This window comes from Quadrisphaera sp. KR29 (genome assembly GCF_052644995.1).
In genome coordinates this window covers 229,110-245,029 of the sequence record NZ_JBQXXG010000003.1, presented here as the reverse complement: position 1 = coordinate 245,029, position 15,920 = coordinate 229,110, and the positions used below count along the sequence as shown (strand labels likewise).

17 protein-coding genes are annotated in these 15,920 nt (G+C 76.7%); 6 read left to right on the top strand and 11 right to left on the bottom strand.

Going from position 1 to position 15,920, the window contains the following annotated elements; genetic code table 11:
• Positions 1 to 272: 272 nt before the first annotated feature.
• Positions 273 to 743, top strand: a complete 471-nt coding sequence (locus tag ACUN9U_RS04555) for a YbaK/EbsC family protein (protein WP_445483729.1) — start codon at positions 273 to 275, stop codon at positions 741 to 743.
• 129 nt (positions 744 to 872) lie between these two features.
• Here the strand turns inward: ACUN9U_RS04555 and ACUN9U_RS04550 are convergent, their stop codons facing one another.
• On the bottom strand, positions 873 to 1,418 hold the full coding sequence (locus ACUN9U_RS04550; RefSeq protein ID WP_445483728.1) for an ArsR/SmtB family transcription factor: 546 nt from the start codon (positions 1,416 to 1,418) through the stop codon (positions 873 to 875).
• Between the two features lie 68 nt (positions 1,419 to 1,486).
• Here ACUN9U_RS04550 and ACUN9U_RS04545 point away from each other — a divergent pair, with 68 nt between their 5' ends.
• Positions 1,487 to 2,827 (top strand): MFS transporter, encoded by a 1,341-nt coding sequence (locus ACUN9U_RS04545; protein ID WP_445483727.1) that lies wholly within the window; start codon positions 1,487 to 1,489, stop codon positions 2,825 to 2,827.
• On the opposite strand, the gene ACUN9U_RS04540 is transcribed toward ACUN9U_RS04545, so the two are convergent.
• The 5 genes from ACUN9U_RS04540 to ACUN9U_RS04520 all read right to left on the bottom strand — a co-directional run bounded on the left by ACUN9U_RS04540 (position 2,718) and on the right by ACUN9U_RS04520 (position 8,125).
• Positions 2,718 to 4,043, bottom strand: coding sequence for a phosphotransferase family protein (locus ACUN9U_RS04540; protein ID WP_445483726.1), 1,326 nt, complete (start codon positions 4,041 to 4,043; stop codon positions 2,718 to 2,720). The genes ACUN9U_RS04545 and ACUN9U_RS04540 overlap by 110 nt on opposite strands.
• 84 nt (positions 4,044 to 4,127) lie before the next feature.
• Complete coding sequence (locus ACUN9U_RS04535; protein ID WP_445483725.1) at positions 4,128 to 5,549, bottom strand: glycoside hydrolase family 32 protein; 1,422 nt, start codon at positions 5,547 to 5,549, stop codon at positions 4,128 to 4,130.
• Between the two features lie 30 nt (positions 5,550 to 5,579).
• Positions 5,580 to 5,918 (bottom strand): hypothetical protein, encoded by a 339-nt coding sequence (locus tag ACUN9U_RS04530; RefSeq protein WP_445483724.1) that lies wholly within the window; start codon positions 5,916 to 5,918, stop codon positions 5,580 to 5,582.
• 100 nt (positions 5,919 to 6,018) lie between these two features.
• Positions 6,019 to 6,465 carry a hypothetical protein gene (locus tag ACUN9U_RS04525; RefSeq protein WP_445483723.1) on the bottom strand — a complete coding sequence of 149 codons (447 nt, stop codon included), beginning with the start codon at positions 6,463 to 6,465 and terminating at the stop codon, positions 6,019 to 6,021.
• 103 nt (positions 6,466 to 6,568) lie between these two features.
• On the bottom strand, positions 6,569 to 8,125 hold the full coding sequence (locus tag ACUN9U_RS04520; RefSeq protein ID WP_445483722.1) for an MFS transporter: 1,557 nt from the start codon (positions 8,123 to 8,125) through the stop codon (positions 6,569 to 6,571).
• A 93-nt stretch (positions 8,126 to 8,218) separates the two neighbouring features.
• On the opposite strand from ACUN9U_RS04520, the gene ACUN9U_RS04515 reads away from it, so the two are divergent.
• A complete protein-coding gene (locus ACUN9U_RS04515; RefSeq protein WP_445483721.1) occupies positions 8,219 to 8,794 on the top strand; it encodes a TetR family transcriptional regulator in 576 nt (191 codons plus the stop codon).
• Positions 8,795 to 8,833: 39 nt separating this feature from the next.
• Here ACUN9U_RS04515 and ACUN9U_RS04510 read toward each other — a convergent pair whose 3' ends face one another.
• Together ACUN9U_RS04510 and ACUN9U_RS04505 are read right to left on the bottom strand one after the other, a co-directional pair.
• Positions 8,834 to 9,571, bottom strand: coding sequence for a hypothetical protein (locus ACUN9U_RS04510; RefSeq protein ID WP_445483720.1), 738 nt, complete (start codon positions 9,569 to 9,571; stop codon positions 8,834 to 8,836).
• Between the two features lie 316 nt (positions 9,572 to 9,887).
• On the bottom strand, positions 9,888 to 11,321 hold the full coding sequence (locus tag ACUN9U_RS04505; RefSeq protein ID WP_445483719.1) for a dihydrolipoyl dehydrogenase family protein: 1,434 nt from the start codon (positions 11,319 to 11,321) through the stop codon (positions 9,888 to 9,890).
• Positions 11,322 to 11,379: 58 nt separating this feature from the next.
• Between ACUN9U_RS04505 and ACUN9U_RS04500 the strand changes: the two genes are divergently transcribed.
• Positions 11,380 to 11,883, top strand: a complete 504-nt coding sequence (locus ACUN9U_RS04500; protein WP_445483718.1) for an SRPBCC family protein — start codon at positions 11,380 to 11,382, stop codon at positions 11,881 to 11,883.
• 4 nt (positions 11,884 to 11,887) lie between these two features.
• Here ACUN9U_RS04500 and ACUN9U_RS04495 read toward each other — a convergent pair whose 3' ends face one another.
• Positions 11,888 to 12,382, bottom strand: coding sequence for a pyridoxamine 5'-phosphate oxidase family protein (locus ACUN9U_RS04495; protein ID WP_445483717.1), 495 nt, complete (start codon positions 12,380 to 12,382; stop codon positions 11,888 to 11,890).
• A gap of 70 nt (positions 12,383 to 12,452) precedes the next feature.
• Between ACUN9U_RS04495 and ACUN9U_RS04490 the strand changes: the two genes are divergently transcribed.
• Together ACUN9U_RS04490 and ACUN9U_RS04485 are read left to right on the top strand one after the other, a co-directional pair.
• On the top strand, positions 12,453 to 12,662 hold the full coding sequence (locus tag ACUN9U_RS04490) for a hypothetical protein (RefSeq protein WP_445483716.1): 210 nt from the start codon (positions 12,453 to 12,455) through the stop codon (positions 12,660 to 12,662).
• A 58-nt stretch (positions 12,663 to 12,720) separates the two neighbouring features.
• A complete protein-coding gene (locus ACUN9U_RS04485) occupies positions 12,721 to 13,476 on the top strand; it encodes a Pr6Pr family membrane protein (RefSeq protein WP_445483715.1) in 756 nt (251 codons plus the stop codon).
• Here ACUN9U_RS04485 and ACUN9U_RS04480 read toward each other — a convergent pair.
• Together ACUN9U_RS04480 and ACUN9U_RS04475 are read right to left on the bottom strand one after the other, a co-directional pair.
• Positions 13,430 to 14,311 (bottom strand): methylenetetrahydrofolate reductase, encoded by an 882-nt coding sequence (locus ACUN9U_RS04480; RefSeq protein ID WP_445483714.1) that lies wholly within the window; start codon positions 14,309 to 14,311, stop codon positions 13,430 to 13,432. The two genes, ACUN9U_RS04485 and ACUN9U_RS04480, sit on opposite strands and share 47 nt — an antisense overlap.
• An 11-nt stretch (positions 14,312 to 14,322) precedes the next feature.
• Positions 14,323 to 15,702, bottom strand: a complete 1,380-nt coding sequence (locus tag ACUN9U_RS04475) for an L-serine ammonia-lyase (RefSeq protein ID WP_445483713.1) — start codon at positions 15,700 to 15,702, stop codon at positions 14,323 to 14,325.
• Positions 15,703 to 15,920: the final 218 nt, after the last annotated feature.

Sequence of the window (15,920 nt, the reverse complement as noted above, 5' to 3'; positions counted from 1 at the left end):
GGTCGGCTCCCGGGGCGGCCCCCCCGGCCGCGCGGGCGGGGGGCCCCGCGGGCCGCGCCCCCGGCCCGCCGCCGCCCCGGCGCCGGGGGGGCCGGGGGCCCCGGCGGCCGCCGGGTGGCCGCGGCCCCCGGCCCCTCCCCCCCCCCCCCCGCCCCGGGGGCCACGCCCCCCCCACCCACCCCCCCCCCCGTTCCCTGGGGCGCCCCCCCCGTGGGGGGGGGGCGCACGCCCATGATCACGGGGAGGCGCGGGGGCTGCGCCAGGATGGGCGGGTGAGCACCGAGCGCGTGCAGGCCTTCCTCGACGAGCACCTGCCCGGGGTGCGGGTGGTCGAGCCCGAGGTCGAGACCCCCACGGTCCAGGCGGCGGCCGACGCGCTCGGGGTCGAGCCGGGGCAGATCGCCAAGACGCTGGCGCTGCGCGCCGGTGACCGGGTGGTGCTCGTGGTCGCCCGGGGTGACGCGCGGCTGGACAACGCGAAGTTCAAGGCCGCCTTCGGCGCGAAGCCGCGGATGCTGCCCGGCGAGGAGGCCCACGCGGTGACCGGCCAGCCGGTGGGCGGCGTCAGCCCCTTCGGGCACCCGGAGCCGCTGGAGGTGCACTGCGACGAGTCGCTGCGGGCGTTCGAGGTGGTCTACCCCGCCGGCGGGAGCCGCCGCTCAGCGGTGCGGCTGACGCCGGACCAGCTGGGCGAGCTCACCGGTGACCGGTGGGTCGACGTGACGCGGCCACCCGGGGGCTGAAGCGGCCGCACCGTCAGGCTCCGACGCAGCGTCAGCCTGCTGAGGCCGGATCCGGCCTCAGCAGGCTGACATGCGCAGGAACCTGGCACTGGGGGTGGCGGACGTCCATGATCACGGAGAGGGCGGGGGTCAGTCGCGGTCGGGGTCGCGGTGCAGGGCGACGAACAGCGACAGCGGCGCCGCGCCGGCGCGCGCGGGCAGCCGGGCGAACTCGTCCAGCAGGGCGTCCAGGCGCCGCTCCAGCTCCGCGCGCCCCTCGTCGTCCAGGCGCAGCCCGAGGCGGGCGACGCGCAGGTCGGGGTCGGCCGGGGCCTCCTCGCTGCCGTCGCCGAGCAGCACCGGGAGCGTCTGGGTGAAGGCCTCGACCATGGCCCTGGCGGAGCGGTGCTCGTCGAGCTGCCAGGACTTCCCGGTGGCCCGGTAGGGCACCGAGCGGGCACCGCGGCGCCCGCGGGTCGAGGGCATCGGCTCGAGGAAGCCGGTGCCCACGAGCGTGCGGACGTGGTGCAGGGAGGTCGCCGCGTTCAGCCCCAGGCGCTCGGCGATCGCGGCGTTGGTCATGGGCGCGTCCAGGCACATCCGCAGGATCCGCAGCCGCACCGCCGAGGCGAGCGCCTTGGCCTCCGCCTCGGTGGCGACGCGGCGGTGCGGGAGGTCCCAGGTCTGAGCGCTCACCCACCCAACGTAGACACGACATGACGCACCGCGCTCAGTGATTGACATTCCCCAACCACTCACGTCGCATGGACCCCGTGCGTGACAGCTTGCTGAGGGCCACCGACGGCCGGGACTTCCGCCGCCTGTGGGCCGGTGACTCGGTCTCCCAGGGCGCCACGCAGGTCGGCGACCTCGTCGTCCCCCTGCTCGCCGTCACGGTGCTGGCCGCGTCGCCCCTGCAGATGGGAGTGCTGACGGCCGCGCAGTCGGCGGCCTTCCTCCTGCTGGGGCTGCCGGCCGGCGCCTGGGTGGACCGGTGGTCCAAGCGCCGCGTGCTGCTGCTCGGCAACGTCGTGCGCGCGGTGGCCCTCGCCGTCCTGCCCCTGGCGTGGTGGGCGGGGGTCCTGTCGCTGCCGCTCGTGGTGGCGGTGGCGTTCGTGGTGGGGGTGGCCACGCTGTTCTTCGACGTCGCCTACCAGAGCTACCTGCCCGCCCTCGTGCGCTCCGAGCGCCTCGGCGAGGGCAACGCGCTGCTGCAGGTCTCAGCCTCCGTGGCGCAGGTGGGCGGCCCGGCGGTGGGCGGCTGGCTGGCGCGGCTGCTCGGCGCCCCGCTCGCGGTGGCGGTCTCCGCGGTGGCGTTCGCCGCGTCCAGCGGGCTGCTCTCGCGGATCTCCCACGGGGAGCCGCCGCCGGACCGGGGTGCGCGCCGCCCCCTGCGCACGGAGGTGGCCGAGGGGCTGTCCTTAGTGGTGCGCCAGCCGCTGCTGCGGCGCATCGTCGCCACGACGGCGCTGTCCAACTTCGGCGGCAGCGCGACCAGCGCGCTCCTGGTGCTCTACGCCGTCCGCCGGCTGGGGCTGTCCGAGGGGCAGGTGGGCACCGCGCTCGGCGTCGGCGCTGCCGGCGGCCTGCTGGGGGCGCTGACCGTCCAGGCGGTCGTCCGGCGCGTCGGCGAGGGCCGCACCATCGCCCTGGCCCTGCTGCCCGGGGTCGCCGCCGGCGCGCTGGTGCCCCTGGCAGCGCTCTTCGTGGACTCGGGCGCGATCGACGACGGCGGCGCCGTCGCGCTCCTCGCCGCCTCCGGCGCCGTGCTGGGCGTGAGCGTCGTGCTCTACAACGTGGCGCAGGTGACCTACCGCCAGCGCCTGACGCCTGCGCCCTTGCTGGGGCGGATGAACGCCTCGGTGCGCTTCCTCGTGTGGGGCACGATGCCCGTGGGCGCGCTGCTGGGCGGGGTGCTCGGCGAGCACCTCGGCCTCGTGCCGACGCTGTGGACGGCGCTGGCCGTGGAGGCCGTGGCGGTCCTCCCGGTGCTCCTCAGCCCGCTCGTGCGCTCCGGTCCCGACGCCGACCGCACCGGCCCCGACGCCGACCGCACCGGCCCCGAGGCTCGCTCCTCTCCCCCTGCTCCGCCCGCCCAGCCCTGACCCCCCTCCCCGCCACGATCATGGACGTCCGCGCCACATCGGGAGGGAAGCGGTGCGCAGGGGATGTGGCGCGGGACCCCGTGATCGCCGGTTCGGAAGGGCGTCCGCTCCCCGGTGGGGAACCCGGGTCCCGGTGGGCAGGCCCAGGTCCGGGTCCGGCCTCGGAAGCGGACCTCAGGCTGCCCACCGGACCTGGGCCTGCCCACCTGCCGCGCGCCGCCGGCGCTGCAGGGACGCGCAGGTGCGTGCTCGTCACCGAGCGGGTGGGACCGGAGGGCCACCAGCGCTCGCGCAGCCAGGCCAGGGCCGTGACGCCCTGGGCCGCCTGGAAGTGGCGCAGCGCGGGCAGCCCCGGCACGGGGGGCTGCCGCCCCGCGTCGACGAAGTACGCCGCCATCCCGGCCAGCACGGCTGTGGCGTCGTCGCCGGAACCGGTCAGGGGCTGGGCCAGCAGCGCGTCGACGTCGACCTCGCTGTGCGACAGCCGCGCGTTGAGCAGGAGCGCCACGACGTCGAAGACCGGTGACCCCAGCAGCGCGTGGGGCCAGTCGACCACCACGACGCCGCCGTCCGGGCGCTGGACGAGGTTGTCGGCGCGGACGTCGCCGTGGACCAGCGAGGCGCCCTCCAGGGCGCGCGTGCCGCGCCGCGCCACCGCGGCGAGCTCTTCCAGGTGCGCCCCGGCCCACGGGTCGGCGCGCTCCAGGTCCGGCCACGGGTCGGCGAGCAGGCGCTCGAAGCCGGCGAAGTCGTCAGCGACGCCGGTCTGCGCCCGCGGCAGCACCGCGCGCAGCGCAGCCGGGAGGTCCGCCGCCGCCACCCGCCCCAGCGCGTCGAGCGCCGCCTCGACGCCGGCCCGCTGCCACGGGAGGGCGGGGCTGGCGCCGTCGACGTCCTCGGTGACCAGGGCCACCCACCCGGCGCGCTCGACCAGCGCCAGCAGCGCGGGCACCGGCAGGCCAGCGGGCAGGGCGCCGAGCACGCGCGCCTCGCGGCGGTGCAGCTCCACCGACCCCGGGTGCCGCTCGCCGTCGAGGGCCTTGACGAAGGCGCGCCGGCCGGAGGCCGCCACCACGCGGTCGGCGGACCCGGGCGAGAAGCCGCCCGGCTGTGAGACCGCGCTGACGACCGGCGAGCCCAGCTCGGCGCCGACCGCGTCGCGCAGCGTCCCAGGGAGGTCCTCCCAGCGCGCCCGGCTCCCGCCCTCGCCCCGCACCGGCCCAGCGTGCCCGCCCGCTCCGGGCGCCCGCGACCCGCCCGGCGCGCCGCGCCGGTGACCGGGCGCGGCGGGCGGCGGGCGTCAGGCGGTCAGGACGCGCACCGACGCCTGGGCCGGTCCGGTCAGCTCCACGGCGGCGACGGCGGTGGCGGCGAGGTCGCTGCTGGCCGCGGCGCGGCCGTCGGTGGTGAAGACCTCGACGATGCCGGTGTCGACGTAGACGTCGGCTCCGGTGGTCCGCGGCTCCTGCGGCACCCAGGTCCCCTCGACGAGGCGGTCGGTGGTGGAGCGCCCGAAGGCCGCCAGGTCCACCGGCGTGCGGCGGCCGTCGGGGGCCACCAGCACGAGCGCGCTCGCGGCCAGGGCCGCCGCGTCCTGCACCCGCAGGCGCACGAGCACGGCCCGGGCCGGCTGGGGCAGCGCGCCCGCACCCGCGCCGCTGCGACCGTCGACCTCGAGGACCACCTCACCGGCCAGGTCGGCCACCTCCGCGACCGGCGCCTGCTCCAGCTGCCCGCCCACCACGCCCCAGCGGCGCGGCAGCGACTGCGCGCCGACGCTGGTCCGCCCGGCGCTCGCCGGGTCGTCCTGGGTGCGCAGCCAGCCGAAGGCGACGCGCCGGCCACCGTCGGCGGTCGTGTAGGACTGCGGCGCGTAGAACCGGTCGCCAAGGTCGAGCACGCCGCGCAGCCGGGGGACGAAGCGCGCCGGACCGCCCGCGGCCTGCTCCAGGCCCCCGGTCAGCCACACGGCTCCGGAGGAGTGGTGGTGCGCCGCGTCGGCGTCCTTCGAGTACCACGACAGCACCACCACCAGCTCCTGGCCGTGCAGCTCCGCGGGGCCGTCGCCGGCCGGCGCGAAGACGTCCGGGCACTCGAAGACGTGGGCGTCCAGGCCGGCGGCCGCGGCGTCGAGCAGGACGCCCTCGTACTGCCACGCACGCAGCTCGGGGTCGGTGCTGGTGTAGGAGAGCAGGCGAGCAGCGCCGTCGTGGCCGGCAGTGCCCGCCGCGACCACCTGGCGCCACGTGGGACGCCCGGCGGAGTCGCGGGTGCGCAGCACGGCGTGGTCGCGCCAGTCGGTCAGCGGCGGGTCGAGGTCGGGCCAGCTGCCGACGACCGGCTCGTCGTCGGCCGTCCACGTGAGGAGCGCGTCGTCGTCGGCGACGGCGCGCAGCGCCACCGCCCGGGCCGGGCCGCCGTCCTCGGGGCGGGCGACGCCGGTGTAGACGACCGCCCTGCGGCCGTCCGGCACGTCCACGGCGCAGCCCGACCAGCACCCCCCGGCGTCCGGTGCCCCGGCGCGCGGCGCGAGGGCCGTGGGGTGCTCGGTCCAGTGGACGAGGTCGGTGCTGCTGGCGTGGCCCCAGCGCATGACGCCGAAGGCGGGCGCGTCGGGGTTGTGCTGGAAGAACACGTGGTGGCGGCCTCCGGACTCGACCAGGCCGTTGGGGTCGTTCATCCAGCCGGTGGTCGGCGTGAGGTGCAGCAGGGGGCGGGTCACCCGCCCATGCTCGCGGACAGCGGCGCCCGCTCACCCCACCCGGGGGCCGGCGGTGGGCACCACGGCCACCGGGCCGGGGACGAGGCGGGCCCACCCGACGCCGGTCCACACGTGGCTGGCGCGCCCGGTCCACGTGCCGCAGGTGAGGTCGATGACCTCCTCAGCGGGCACGTCGGGGTCGAGGAAGAGGTGGCCGGGCATGGGCTGCTGCACCACCTCCAGGGCGTGCGCGCCGCGGCTGGCCGGGGGCTTGGGCCGTCCCTGCGCCGGGGCCAGCAGCGGCAGTGCTGCGTCCGGGACGACCTCGCCGCGGGCACGACCGAGGCGCGGGGCGCGCGGCGTGCGGAGGGAGCGGTCGGAGCGGGTCACGCGCTGACCATAGGTCTCCGCGCGGGGCCGTTCGGGTGGAACGGCGCAACGGACGGCCGGGCCCCGGCCGTCCGGGCGGCGCGGCCGCAGGGCCCCGGGCTCACCCGCCGCCGAGCCGCCGCTCCAGCAGCTCGGCGAGCGCTATCGAGTCGCCGTCGCGCCCGCCCCGGCCCCACACCAGCGGCGGGTCGCTGGGCGCCACCCTCACCCCACGCAGCCGTCCCACCAGCCGCTCGGCGCCGGTCAGCGGCACGGCGAGCAGGTAGAACGCGCCGTCCTCGCCCACCCCCGCGCGCCCGTCGCGACGCAGCGCCCAGCCCTGCACCCCGGTGCGGTAGCGGGTGCCCGCGGCGTCGACAGCGCGCAGCTCCTCGGTGGGGATCCCCGCGGCGCGGGCGCGCTCGACGAAGTCGCGGACCTGGCGCCGGGCGACCTCGGTCTCAGCGGCCTCCGCGCGCGCGAGCCGGTCGGCCTGCGCGGCAGCCGCCTCGCGGCGCCGGGCCACCCAGGCCTCGTCGCGGCCGTCCTCGGCGCGCTGCCCGTCCACGGCGCCATCCTCCCCCTTGCCCCCGTACCCCCGTGCCCCCGGGCACGGGGGCACGGGGCGCCCGTGGCGCGCGCTCACGGTGCCGTGCCGCTGGACCGCGCGGTCAGTGGGCCGCCCCGCTGAGGCGGGCGGGGATCATCCGCCACGCCAGCACCGCGGCCACAGCGGTGATCACGGCAGCGGTCAGCGAGGTCACCTGCATGGCGTGGACGAACGCCTCGCGCGCCGCCTCGAACGCCGGGCCGTCGGCCCCGGCCGCCGCCCGTGCTCCGGCCAGGGAGTCCCCCGCGGCGGCGGCCACGGCCGGGTCGGTGCCCGCGGGCAGGTCCAGCCCCGCGCGGTAGACCACGCCGAGCAGGGACCCGAGCACGGCGATGCCCAGCGCGGCGGCCAGCTCGTAGGCGGTCTCCGAGATGGAGGAGGCGGCGCCGGCGCGCTCGGACGGCACGGCGCTGACCACGGCGTCCACGGCCACGGTCTGGCTGAGCCCCACGCCCAGGCCGATCGGCACGAGCGTCAGCGCCAGCCACAGGTAGCTCGACGCGCCCTCGGCCACGGCGAGCAGCACCAGCCCGGCCGACGCCGCGACCAGCCCCGCCGCCGCGGTGCGCCCGGCCCCGAGCCGGGGCAGCAGCAGCCCGATGACGGCGATGGCGCCGACGGCGGAGAGCATGAGCGGGGTCTCCTGCAGCCCCGCCTGCAGCGGGCTGGAGCCGCGCGCCAGCTGCAGGTACTGCGAGAAGAAGAACAGCAGGCCCATGAGCGGGAGCACCGAGGCGAAGTTGACCGCCACCGCACCGGAGAAGGCCGGGCGGCGGAACAGCTCGACGTCGATGAGCGGGTGGGCCAGGCGGCGCTGCCGGCGCACGAACGCCACCAGGCCGAGCGCGCCGACGCCCGCCGACAGGACCACGACGGCGTCGAGGCCCTCGTGGGCCAGGTGCTTCACGGCGTACACCGCGGCGACCAGGCCGACCAGCGAGAGCGCCACCGAGCGCAGGTCGATCGGCCCGGGGTGCGGGTTCCTCGACTCCGGCAGCAGCCAGGCACCGGCCACGAGCAGGACGGCGACCACGGGCAGGTTGATGAGGAAGACCGAGCCCCACCAGAAGTGCTCCAGCAGCGCCCCGCCCACCAGCGGGCCGAGCGCGGCGCCCCCGGAGGCACCGGCCGACCAGATGGCGATGGCGAGGGTGCGCTGGCGCGGCACGCCGAAGGTGCTGCGGATGAGGGAGAGCGTGGACGGCATGAGCGTCGCGCCGGCCACGCCCAGCAGCAGCCGCGCGCCGATGAGCACCTCCGGCGACGGCGACAGCGCCGCCCCGAGCGAGGCCAGCCCGAAGGCGGCGGTGCCGATGAGCAGCAGGCGCTTGCGGCCGATGCGGTCGGCCACGTTGCCCATGGTGACCAGCAGGCCCGCCAGGGCCAGGGAGTAGATGTCGCCGATCCACAGCACCTGGGTGGAGGTGGCGCCGAGGTCGGCGGTGAGCGCGGGCACCGCCAGCGCCAGCACGGTGGCGTCCACGGCGAGCAGGACGACGGCGAGCACGAGCACGCCGAGGCCCGCCCACTCCCTCCAGCCGGCGGCCGCTGCCCGGCCGGGGCGGTGGGTGGGGTGCTCGGGCTGTGCCTGGTGCGCGTCGAGCGCCGGCGTGGCCATCGTCGTCGTCCTCCGGGTAGAAACTGTACTGACCAGTCAGTACAGTAACGGTGGCCCGGGAGGGGATGTCAACCGGAGGGCGACACTGGGGACATGGGGCGCACGACCGGCAGGACCTCCGCCGACACGCGGCAGCAGGTGGTCCGCGCCGCCGCCGAGGTCGTCGCCGAGCGCGGCGGCAGCGCGGGCCTGGAGGAGATCGCCGCCCGCGCGCAGGTCACCAAGGGCGGGCTGCTCTACCACTTCCGCAGCAAGGAGTCGCTCCTGCACGCCGTCGCGCAGCAGCTCCTGGACGACTTCGAGCGCGACGTCGAGGCGGCCCTGGCCCACGAGGACGACGACGCCGGCAGCTCCGGCCCGGCGCCCGGGCGGCTGACGCGCGCCTACGCCCGCGCGACGCTGGAGTCGGCCGCGGACGCCGAGCGCACGCGCCGGGCGACCACGCTGCTCGTGCACCTGCAGACCGACCCCGCGGTGGCCGCGATGATGCAGGCCGACGCCGAGCGCTGGCGCGAGCGGCTGCTGGCCGACGGCCTCGACCCGCTCGTGGCCACGCTCGCCATCGCCGCCGCGGACGGCATCTGCATGGCCCCCCTGTACGGCGACGCCCCGCTCGTCGAGGACCGCGAGCGCGTGCTGGCCGCCGTGCTCGACCTGACCCGCCGCTGACGGCCCCCCTCCGCCACGATCAAGGACCTCCGCGCCCCGTCAGCGGTCGTCGCTGCGCTCCCGGTACTCCGGGCTCGCCGCGATCTGGACCTGCACCGCGCGGTCGTCCCTCGTCTCGAGCCCGTACCAGTAGGCGGTGCCCCCGCCGTCCGCCGGCCGCCCGAGCAGCGCCCGGTAGTGCCGGTCGATCCGGGCCCGGACAGCCTCGGGTGTGTAGTAGAGGTCGCGCAGGGCGCCGAGGCGGCCGACCTGCGTGATGCGGTCGCCCCAGTAGGCGCGCTCGGACGCGGTGGCCTTCCGGTCCAGCAGCGCCAGCACCCACGCGTTCGCGGTCACGGACGGCGTCTTCGACCGGGTCGCCCGCGCCCAGAGGTCGGCGTGCTCCTGGCTGGCGAGCACGTTCTGCTCCACCCACTCCAGCGGGAAGTGCCCCTCGGCCACCCCGTCGACCCAGTACGCCGCCCCCGGGTCGGGCTGGCGCTGCAGGTGCTTCCAGTACAGCTGCCCCACCTGGTGCTGCGCGTGCTCGCGGGTCCTGGTGAGGTCGTCGGCCGCCGCCACCGTGCCGAACGTGGTGATGAAGGAGGTGTACCTGTCGAGGTCGCCGCTGCCCGCGCTGCGCTGGAGGAAGTCGTGGTGCCAGGCCTCCACCACCGTCGCGTCGGTCGGGGCCGCGCTGGCCGGGGCCGCTGTCGCCAGCCCGACCGCGGCGGCCACGACCGCTGCCGCCACCGCTGCTCGCCTCGAGGGGCACCTGCTGGTCGTGCTCGTCGTCATGCACGCAGGCTCACAGCCCGTGCTTGCGGACCGCTTGCAGCCGGTCACCCTCCGTCGCAAGCCACGGTGGTGTGGCGCTCAGGCGCTTGATCGTCGCCGGGTGGGCAGAGCCGTCCGGGGCCCGCTCGGGCCGGTGCCGCCTCCACTGGTCGGAACCCTGGCACGACGTGTCGGAACGGGGCTCTCGTTCCGACACGTCGCGACGGGGTTCCGACACAGGTGGCCAGGGTTCCGACACGTGCGGGCAGGCACCTCGCCCAGCGGCGCGGGGCCTCGAGGACCGCATGCAGCGCCGGCCGGAGGTCGGTGCAGCTCCTCAGTGCAGCTCGGCGGCGTCGGACTCCTGCGACAGCGCCAGGCGCGCCGCCAGCCCGATGACCGCGCTGTACGTCGGGTAGGCGAACCGCACCTGCGCGAGCGTGGACAGCTCCACGCCGGCGGCCATCGCCGTCGTCACCGCCTGGATCACCTCCACGGCGCTCTCCCCCACCGCGTGCGCGCCGAGGACGGTCGTGCGTCCGCTGTCGACCACGAGCTTGAGGAAGCCGCCGCTGCGGTCGTCGATGACGGCGCGGTCGAGGGCGTCGTAGCCCACGGTCGCCACGCGGCAGCCGGGGGCGCGCCTCCGGGCCTGCTCCTCGGTGAGGCCGACGCCGGCGTAGTCGGGGTCGGTGAACCCGCCCGAGGGCAGCAGCTCGTGCGGGCGGCGGGCCTGCGCGCCGAGCACGGCGTTGGTGGCGGCGGCCTCGCCCTCGAACTGCGCGGCCTGCACGAGCATGTCGCGCCCGATCGCGTCGCCGACGGTGAGGATGTGCGGGACGTTGGTGCGGTAGTGCTCGTCGGCCGGGATGCGGTTGCGCTCGGCGACCACGCCGGCGCGCTCCAGCCCGAGGTCCTCCACCGCCGCCGGCCACCCGGTGGCCATGACGACGGCGTCGAACTCGTCGCTGACCGCCCCGCCGTCGCCGTCGAGCCAGTGCAGCACCACGGCGCCGGAGCCCTCGGCGCGCTCGAGGCGCTCCACGCCCCCGATGCCGGTGAGCACGCGCACGCCCTGCGCCGTGAACGCCGCGGTGATGTGCTCGGAGACGCTGTGGTCGGCGAAGGAGAGCACGCGCGGGGCGAGGTCGAGCAGCGTCACCTGCGACCCGAACGCCGAGAACACCGTCACCAGCTGCGCGCCGGTGTTGCCCGCCCCGATGACGGCCACGCGCCGCGGCAGCGACGGCTGGTGCAGCACCTCCTCGGGCACGAGCGCCAGCTCCGCGCCGGGCACCGGCAGCCGCCGCGAGTGCCCGCCCACCGCGAGGATCGTGGTGCCGGCGCGCAGCTTGCGGCCGCTGTCGAGGACGACGACGTGGGGATCGGCGAACCGCGCCCGCCCCTCGGTGAAGAGGTCCACGCCGGCCTCGGCGAACCGCTGGCCCTCGCGCTTCACGGCCCGCACCGCGTCGACGCGGGCGTGCACGCGGGAGACCACGCGCTGCCAGTCGACGCTGACGCCCTCCACCTCGATGCCGTGCGCTCCGGCGCCGCGGGCGTCACGGACCAGGCGCGCGGCCTTGGCGAGCACGCGGGTGGGCACGCAGCCGGTGTTGACGCAGGTGCCGCCCACGCGCGAGCCCTCCACCACGGCGACGCTCGCGCCCAGCCGGCGCGCGCGCAGGGCCGCGGCGGTGCCCGCGGGCCCGGCTCCGACGACGACGACGTCGTACTCGTCCTGCTGCACGTCCTGCACCGGGGAGGTCACGCCGTCAACGCTTCCACGGGCGGTACGGGCCCGCAGCGCGGAGTGGTTCGATGCGGCCGTGACCAGCACCACTCCTGAAGAGCCCCGCGTGGTGAGCGCCAGCCGCGAGGTCGCCGCCGGCGCAGCGACCCTGTTCGAGCTCATCGCCGACCCCGCGCAGCAGCCCCGCTGGGACGGCAACGACAACCTCGCCCACGCCGCTCCCGGGCAGCGCGTGACGGCCGTCGGCCAGGTCTTCCGGACGACGATCACCAAGGGGTCCGTCCGCGAGAACCACGTGGTGGAGCTCTCCGAAGGACGCCGGATCGCCTGGCAGCCGGCCAGCGAGGGCGAGCCCCCGGCGGGGCACCTGTGGCGCTGGGACCTGGAGCCGCTCGGCCCGTCCCTGACCCGCGTGACGCACACCTACGACTGGTCCCAGCTCACCGACGAGCGGCGCTTCCCCCGCGCCCGGGCCACCGGCCCGGACCAGCTGCGCGCCTCGATCGACCGGCTGGCCGCTCTCGCGGAGGGCGCGGGGGGCGTCTCGCGCGAGCCGCTGGGCGGCACGCCCGGCGCCTAGGGAGTCAGGGCAGGTCGACCTTCGCGTTGTCCCCGCCGGAGTACTGCTCGCCGGTGACCTTGGCCTTCGCGAAGCTGAGCGCCGTGGCGACGCGGCCGCCGGGGCTGTCCCAGTACTCGGCGGAGTCGCCGTCGACGCGCAGCAGCACGATGCCGTCGTCGTCCTTCCCGTCCGGGAACCACGCCTCCACCACCGCGTTCCACAGCTCGCGCTTCTTGGCCGGGTCGCGGACCACGGAGGCGCGCCCGGTCAGGGAGACCCAGCTGTCGGAGCTGGAGAAGGCGACGTTGACCTGGGGGTCGTGCGCGAGGTGCTGGACCTTGCGGGAGCCTGCCTCGGCGAAGAACCACAGGTCGCCGCCGAACTCCGCCTCCTGCACGGCCATCGGGCGGCTGGTGAGGGTGCCGTCGGGAGCGGTGGTGGTGAGCATCGCCTGCCGCTCGTCGGCGATGAGCTCGGAGACCTTCTTCGTCCGCGCGGCGGCGTCGTCGTGTGCCATGGGCACCCCCTACCCCGTCGCCGGCCGCTCACCGGTCGACCGCCGCCCCGCGGTCCGCGACCATGGCGGGGTGTTCCCCGTGCCCGAGGGCCTGCCCACCTGGCTGATCGCCGTCGTCCCGGTCGTGGTCCTCGCCGTGCTCATCACCAACCTCGCCGTGCGCAGCCGGCGCGGGGAGTTCGGTCGCGACGCCGGTGGCCGGCGGCGGGCACCGTGGCTGTGGCCGGTGCTCCTCGGGGTGGGCGCGTTCGTCGTCCTCAAGCTGGTCACCGACCGCTGAGCGGGTGACCCGCCGCGGCGGGCACGCCGCCGGGCCGCTCCCGTGCCAGGCTGCGGCGGTGTCGACCCGCACGGCTCGCCCCGCCTTCCGCGCCTGCCACGCCGCCATCGCCCTGGTGGTGCTGTTCGGGCTGGTGGTGCAGGTGGCGGTGGTCGTCAGCGGCGGCCAGGACGCCAACAGCGGCGACACGACGGCCGCTCTCGGGCTGGGCGACCGGCTGGTCAACCTCTTCTCCTACTTCACCATCCTCAGCAACGTGCTGGTGATGACCACCTCGGCGCTGCTGGCCGGGCGGCCGGAGCGCGACGGGACGCCGTTCCGGGTGCTGCACCTCGACGCGCTGCTCAGCATCGTCGCCACCGGCGTCGTCTTCGCGGCGGTGCTGGCGCCGATCGTGCAGGTGTCGGGCTGGGCCGCGGTGGCCGACGCGGTCTTCCACCAGCTGGTGCCCGTGGCGTTCCCGGTGGTGTGGCTGCTCTTCGGGCCCCGGCCGCGGCTGACGTGGCGCGTGGTGGCCCTCGCGTTCGCGTGGCCGGTCGTGTGGATGGCGTACACCTTCGTGCGCGGCGCCGTCACGGGCTGGTACCCCTACCCCTTCCTCGACGCCGCCGAGCTGGGGTTCTGGCCGGCGCTGGCGGGAGCACTCGTCGTCCTCGCCGGCGCCGCGGCGCTGGCCGTGGTGGTGAGGCTGCTGGACGCGCGCCTGCCCGTCCTCGGCGGTCGCAGCGCACTCCCGCGGGCGACGCCCGCGAGCACGCACGAGGGGATCAGGCCGGGCGGCGGCGCCAGGCCTCGGTCTCGGCGAGGGCGTTGAAGGTGAAGACGTGCACCCCGGCCAGCAGGCTGTCCGGGTCCGCCAGGTGCGGCGCGAGCTCGCGCAGCAGCGCGTCGGGCCGGTAGCCGCGCGGGTCGAGCAGCCGCAGCACCGCGCCCTGCTGCTTCACCGCGAAGCGCGCCGCCTCCCCCAGCCCGAGGCGGGCGGAGATGCGCAGCAGCTTCTGCGTCGGGACCGCTCCGGCCACGCCGACGTGCACGGGGAGGGCGACCCCGCGGTCGGCGAGCCCGCGGGCCCAGGCCACCACGGGCGCGGCGTCGAAGGCCATCTGCGTGACGACGTGGGTGGCCAGGGCCGCCTTTGCCACCAGGGCGCGGGTGGCGGCCTCGGGGTCCACCCCGGGGATGCCGCCCGGGTGACCGGCGACGCCGGTGCTGCGGAAGGGCGCGCCGAGCTCGGCCAGCGCCTCCAGCACCTCGAGGGCGTCGGCGAAGGCGCTCGGCTCCGGGGCGGGGTCCCCTCCCACCACGAAGGCGCCCTCGACCCCCGCGCTGCGGCAGCGGTCGACCACCTCGGCCAGGTGCGCGCGGCTGCGCAGCAGCCGCGCCGACAGGTGGGGCGCCACGGAGCACCCGCGGGCGGCCAGCTGCTCGGCGACCGCGAGGGTCGCGTCCTGCCCGCGCGCCGGGGAGGCCGTGACGCTCAGCGGCGTGCTCCTCGGGACGTGGGCGACCACGGCGTCCACGACCCCCGGCAGCGGGACGACCTCGTAGCTCCAGCAGGCGACGTCGTGGCCCCGCTGGTGCAGGGACGAGGTCACCGCGCCGGCGGTGGGTGCGGGGGCCGCCGCGGAGGCCGGCTCGGTGGTGGTCACGGCGTGCCTCCTCAGCACTCGACGACGTTGAGCGCGAGACCGCCGCGGGCGGTCTCCTTGTACTTGTCCTTCATGTCAGCGCCGGTCTCGCGCATGGTCTTGATCGCCTTGTCCAGCGGCACGTGGTGGGCGCCGTCGCCGCGCACGGCCATCCGCGCCGCGGTGATGGCCTTGACCGACCCGACGGCGTTGCGCTCGATGCACGGGATCTGCACCAGCCCGCCGACGGGGTCGCAGGTCAGCCCGAGGTTGTGCTCGATGCCGATCTCGGCGGCGTTCTCCACCTGCAGCGGGTTGCCGCCGATGACCTCGGCGAGCCCCGCGGCCGCCATCGAGCAGGCCGAGCCGACCTCGCCCTGGCAGCCGACCTCGGCCCCGGAGATGGACGCGTTGAGCTTGAACAGCATGCCGATCGCGCCCGCGGTGAGCAGGAAGCGCACCACGCCGTCGTCGTCGGCGCCCTCCACGAAGCGCTCGTAGTAGTGCAGGACCGCGGGGATGATCCCCGCTGCGCCGTTGGTGGGGGCCGTCACCACGCGCCCCCCGGCGGCGTTCTCCTCGTTGACGGCGAGCGCGTAGAGGGTGACCCACTCCAGGGCGCGCAGCGGGTCGCGCTCGTCGGCGTCGGTCTCCAGGCGCTGCTTGAGGGCGGCGGCGCGCCGGCGCACCCTCAGCCCGCCCGGCAGCACCCCGGTGGTCCCGGTGCCGTGCGCCACGCACTCCTGCATCACCGACCAGATGTGCAGCAGGCCCTCGCGGACCTCGGCCTCGGTGCGCCACGAGAGCTCGTTGGCCAGCATGACGTCGCTGATGCGCAGCCCCGTGCGCTCCGTGATGGCGAGCAGCTCCAGGCCGGTGCTGAACGGGTGCGCCACCGGAGTGGAGTCGGGCACCAGCTGCGGCCGGCCCGCCTCGTCCTCGTCGAGGACGAAGCCGCCCCCCACGGAGTAGTAGTGGCGCTCCTCGAGCACCTGCCCCTGGGCGTCCAGAGCCTGGAAGAGCATGCCGTTGCTGTGGAAGCCGAGCCGCTTGCGGCGGTGCAGGACCACGTCCTCGTCGACGTCGAACGGCAGGACGGGGCCGCCCTCACCACCGAGGCGGAGCAGCCCCTCCTCGCGCGCCCGCTGGACCAGCGGTGCGGCGGCCACGGGGTCGACGAGGTGGGGCTGCTCCCCCGACAGGCCCAGCACCACCGCGCCCAGGCTGCCGTGGCCGTGGCCGGTGGCGCCCAGGGAGCCGAAGAGCTCGCAGCGCACCCGGGCGGTCCGGCCCAGGAGCCCGGAGGAGCGCAGGCGCTCCACGAAGGTCCACGCGGCCTTCATGGGTCCGACGGTGTGCGAGCTGGAGGGTCCGATGCCGACCTTGAAGAGGTCGAAGACGGACAGGCTCACCGCCGGGTCCGCGGCATCTCGGCGTCGACCCGCGGGGTGCGGGAGGAGCTGCTGCAGGACGTCCCAGGCGCCGGGGCGCCGGGGACGGCACCACCGGGGTCGGTCGAGGAGGCGCAGACGGTGGTCATCGGCTCGTCTCCGAGGTCTCGTCGGGGTCCTGGCTGGTGGTCGTCGGAGAGGGCGCCCGCCACGAGCACGAGCGCGCCGCAGGGGCGACC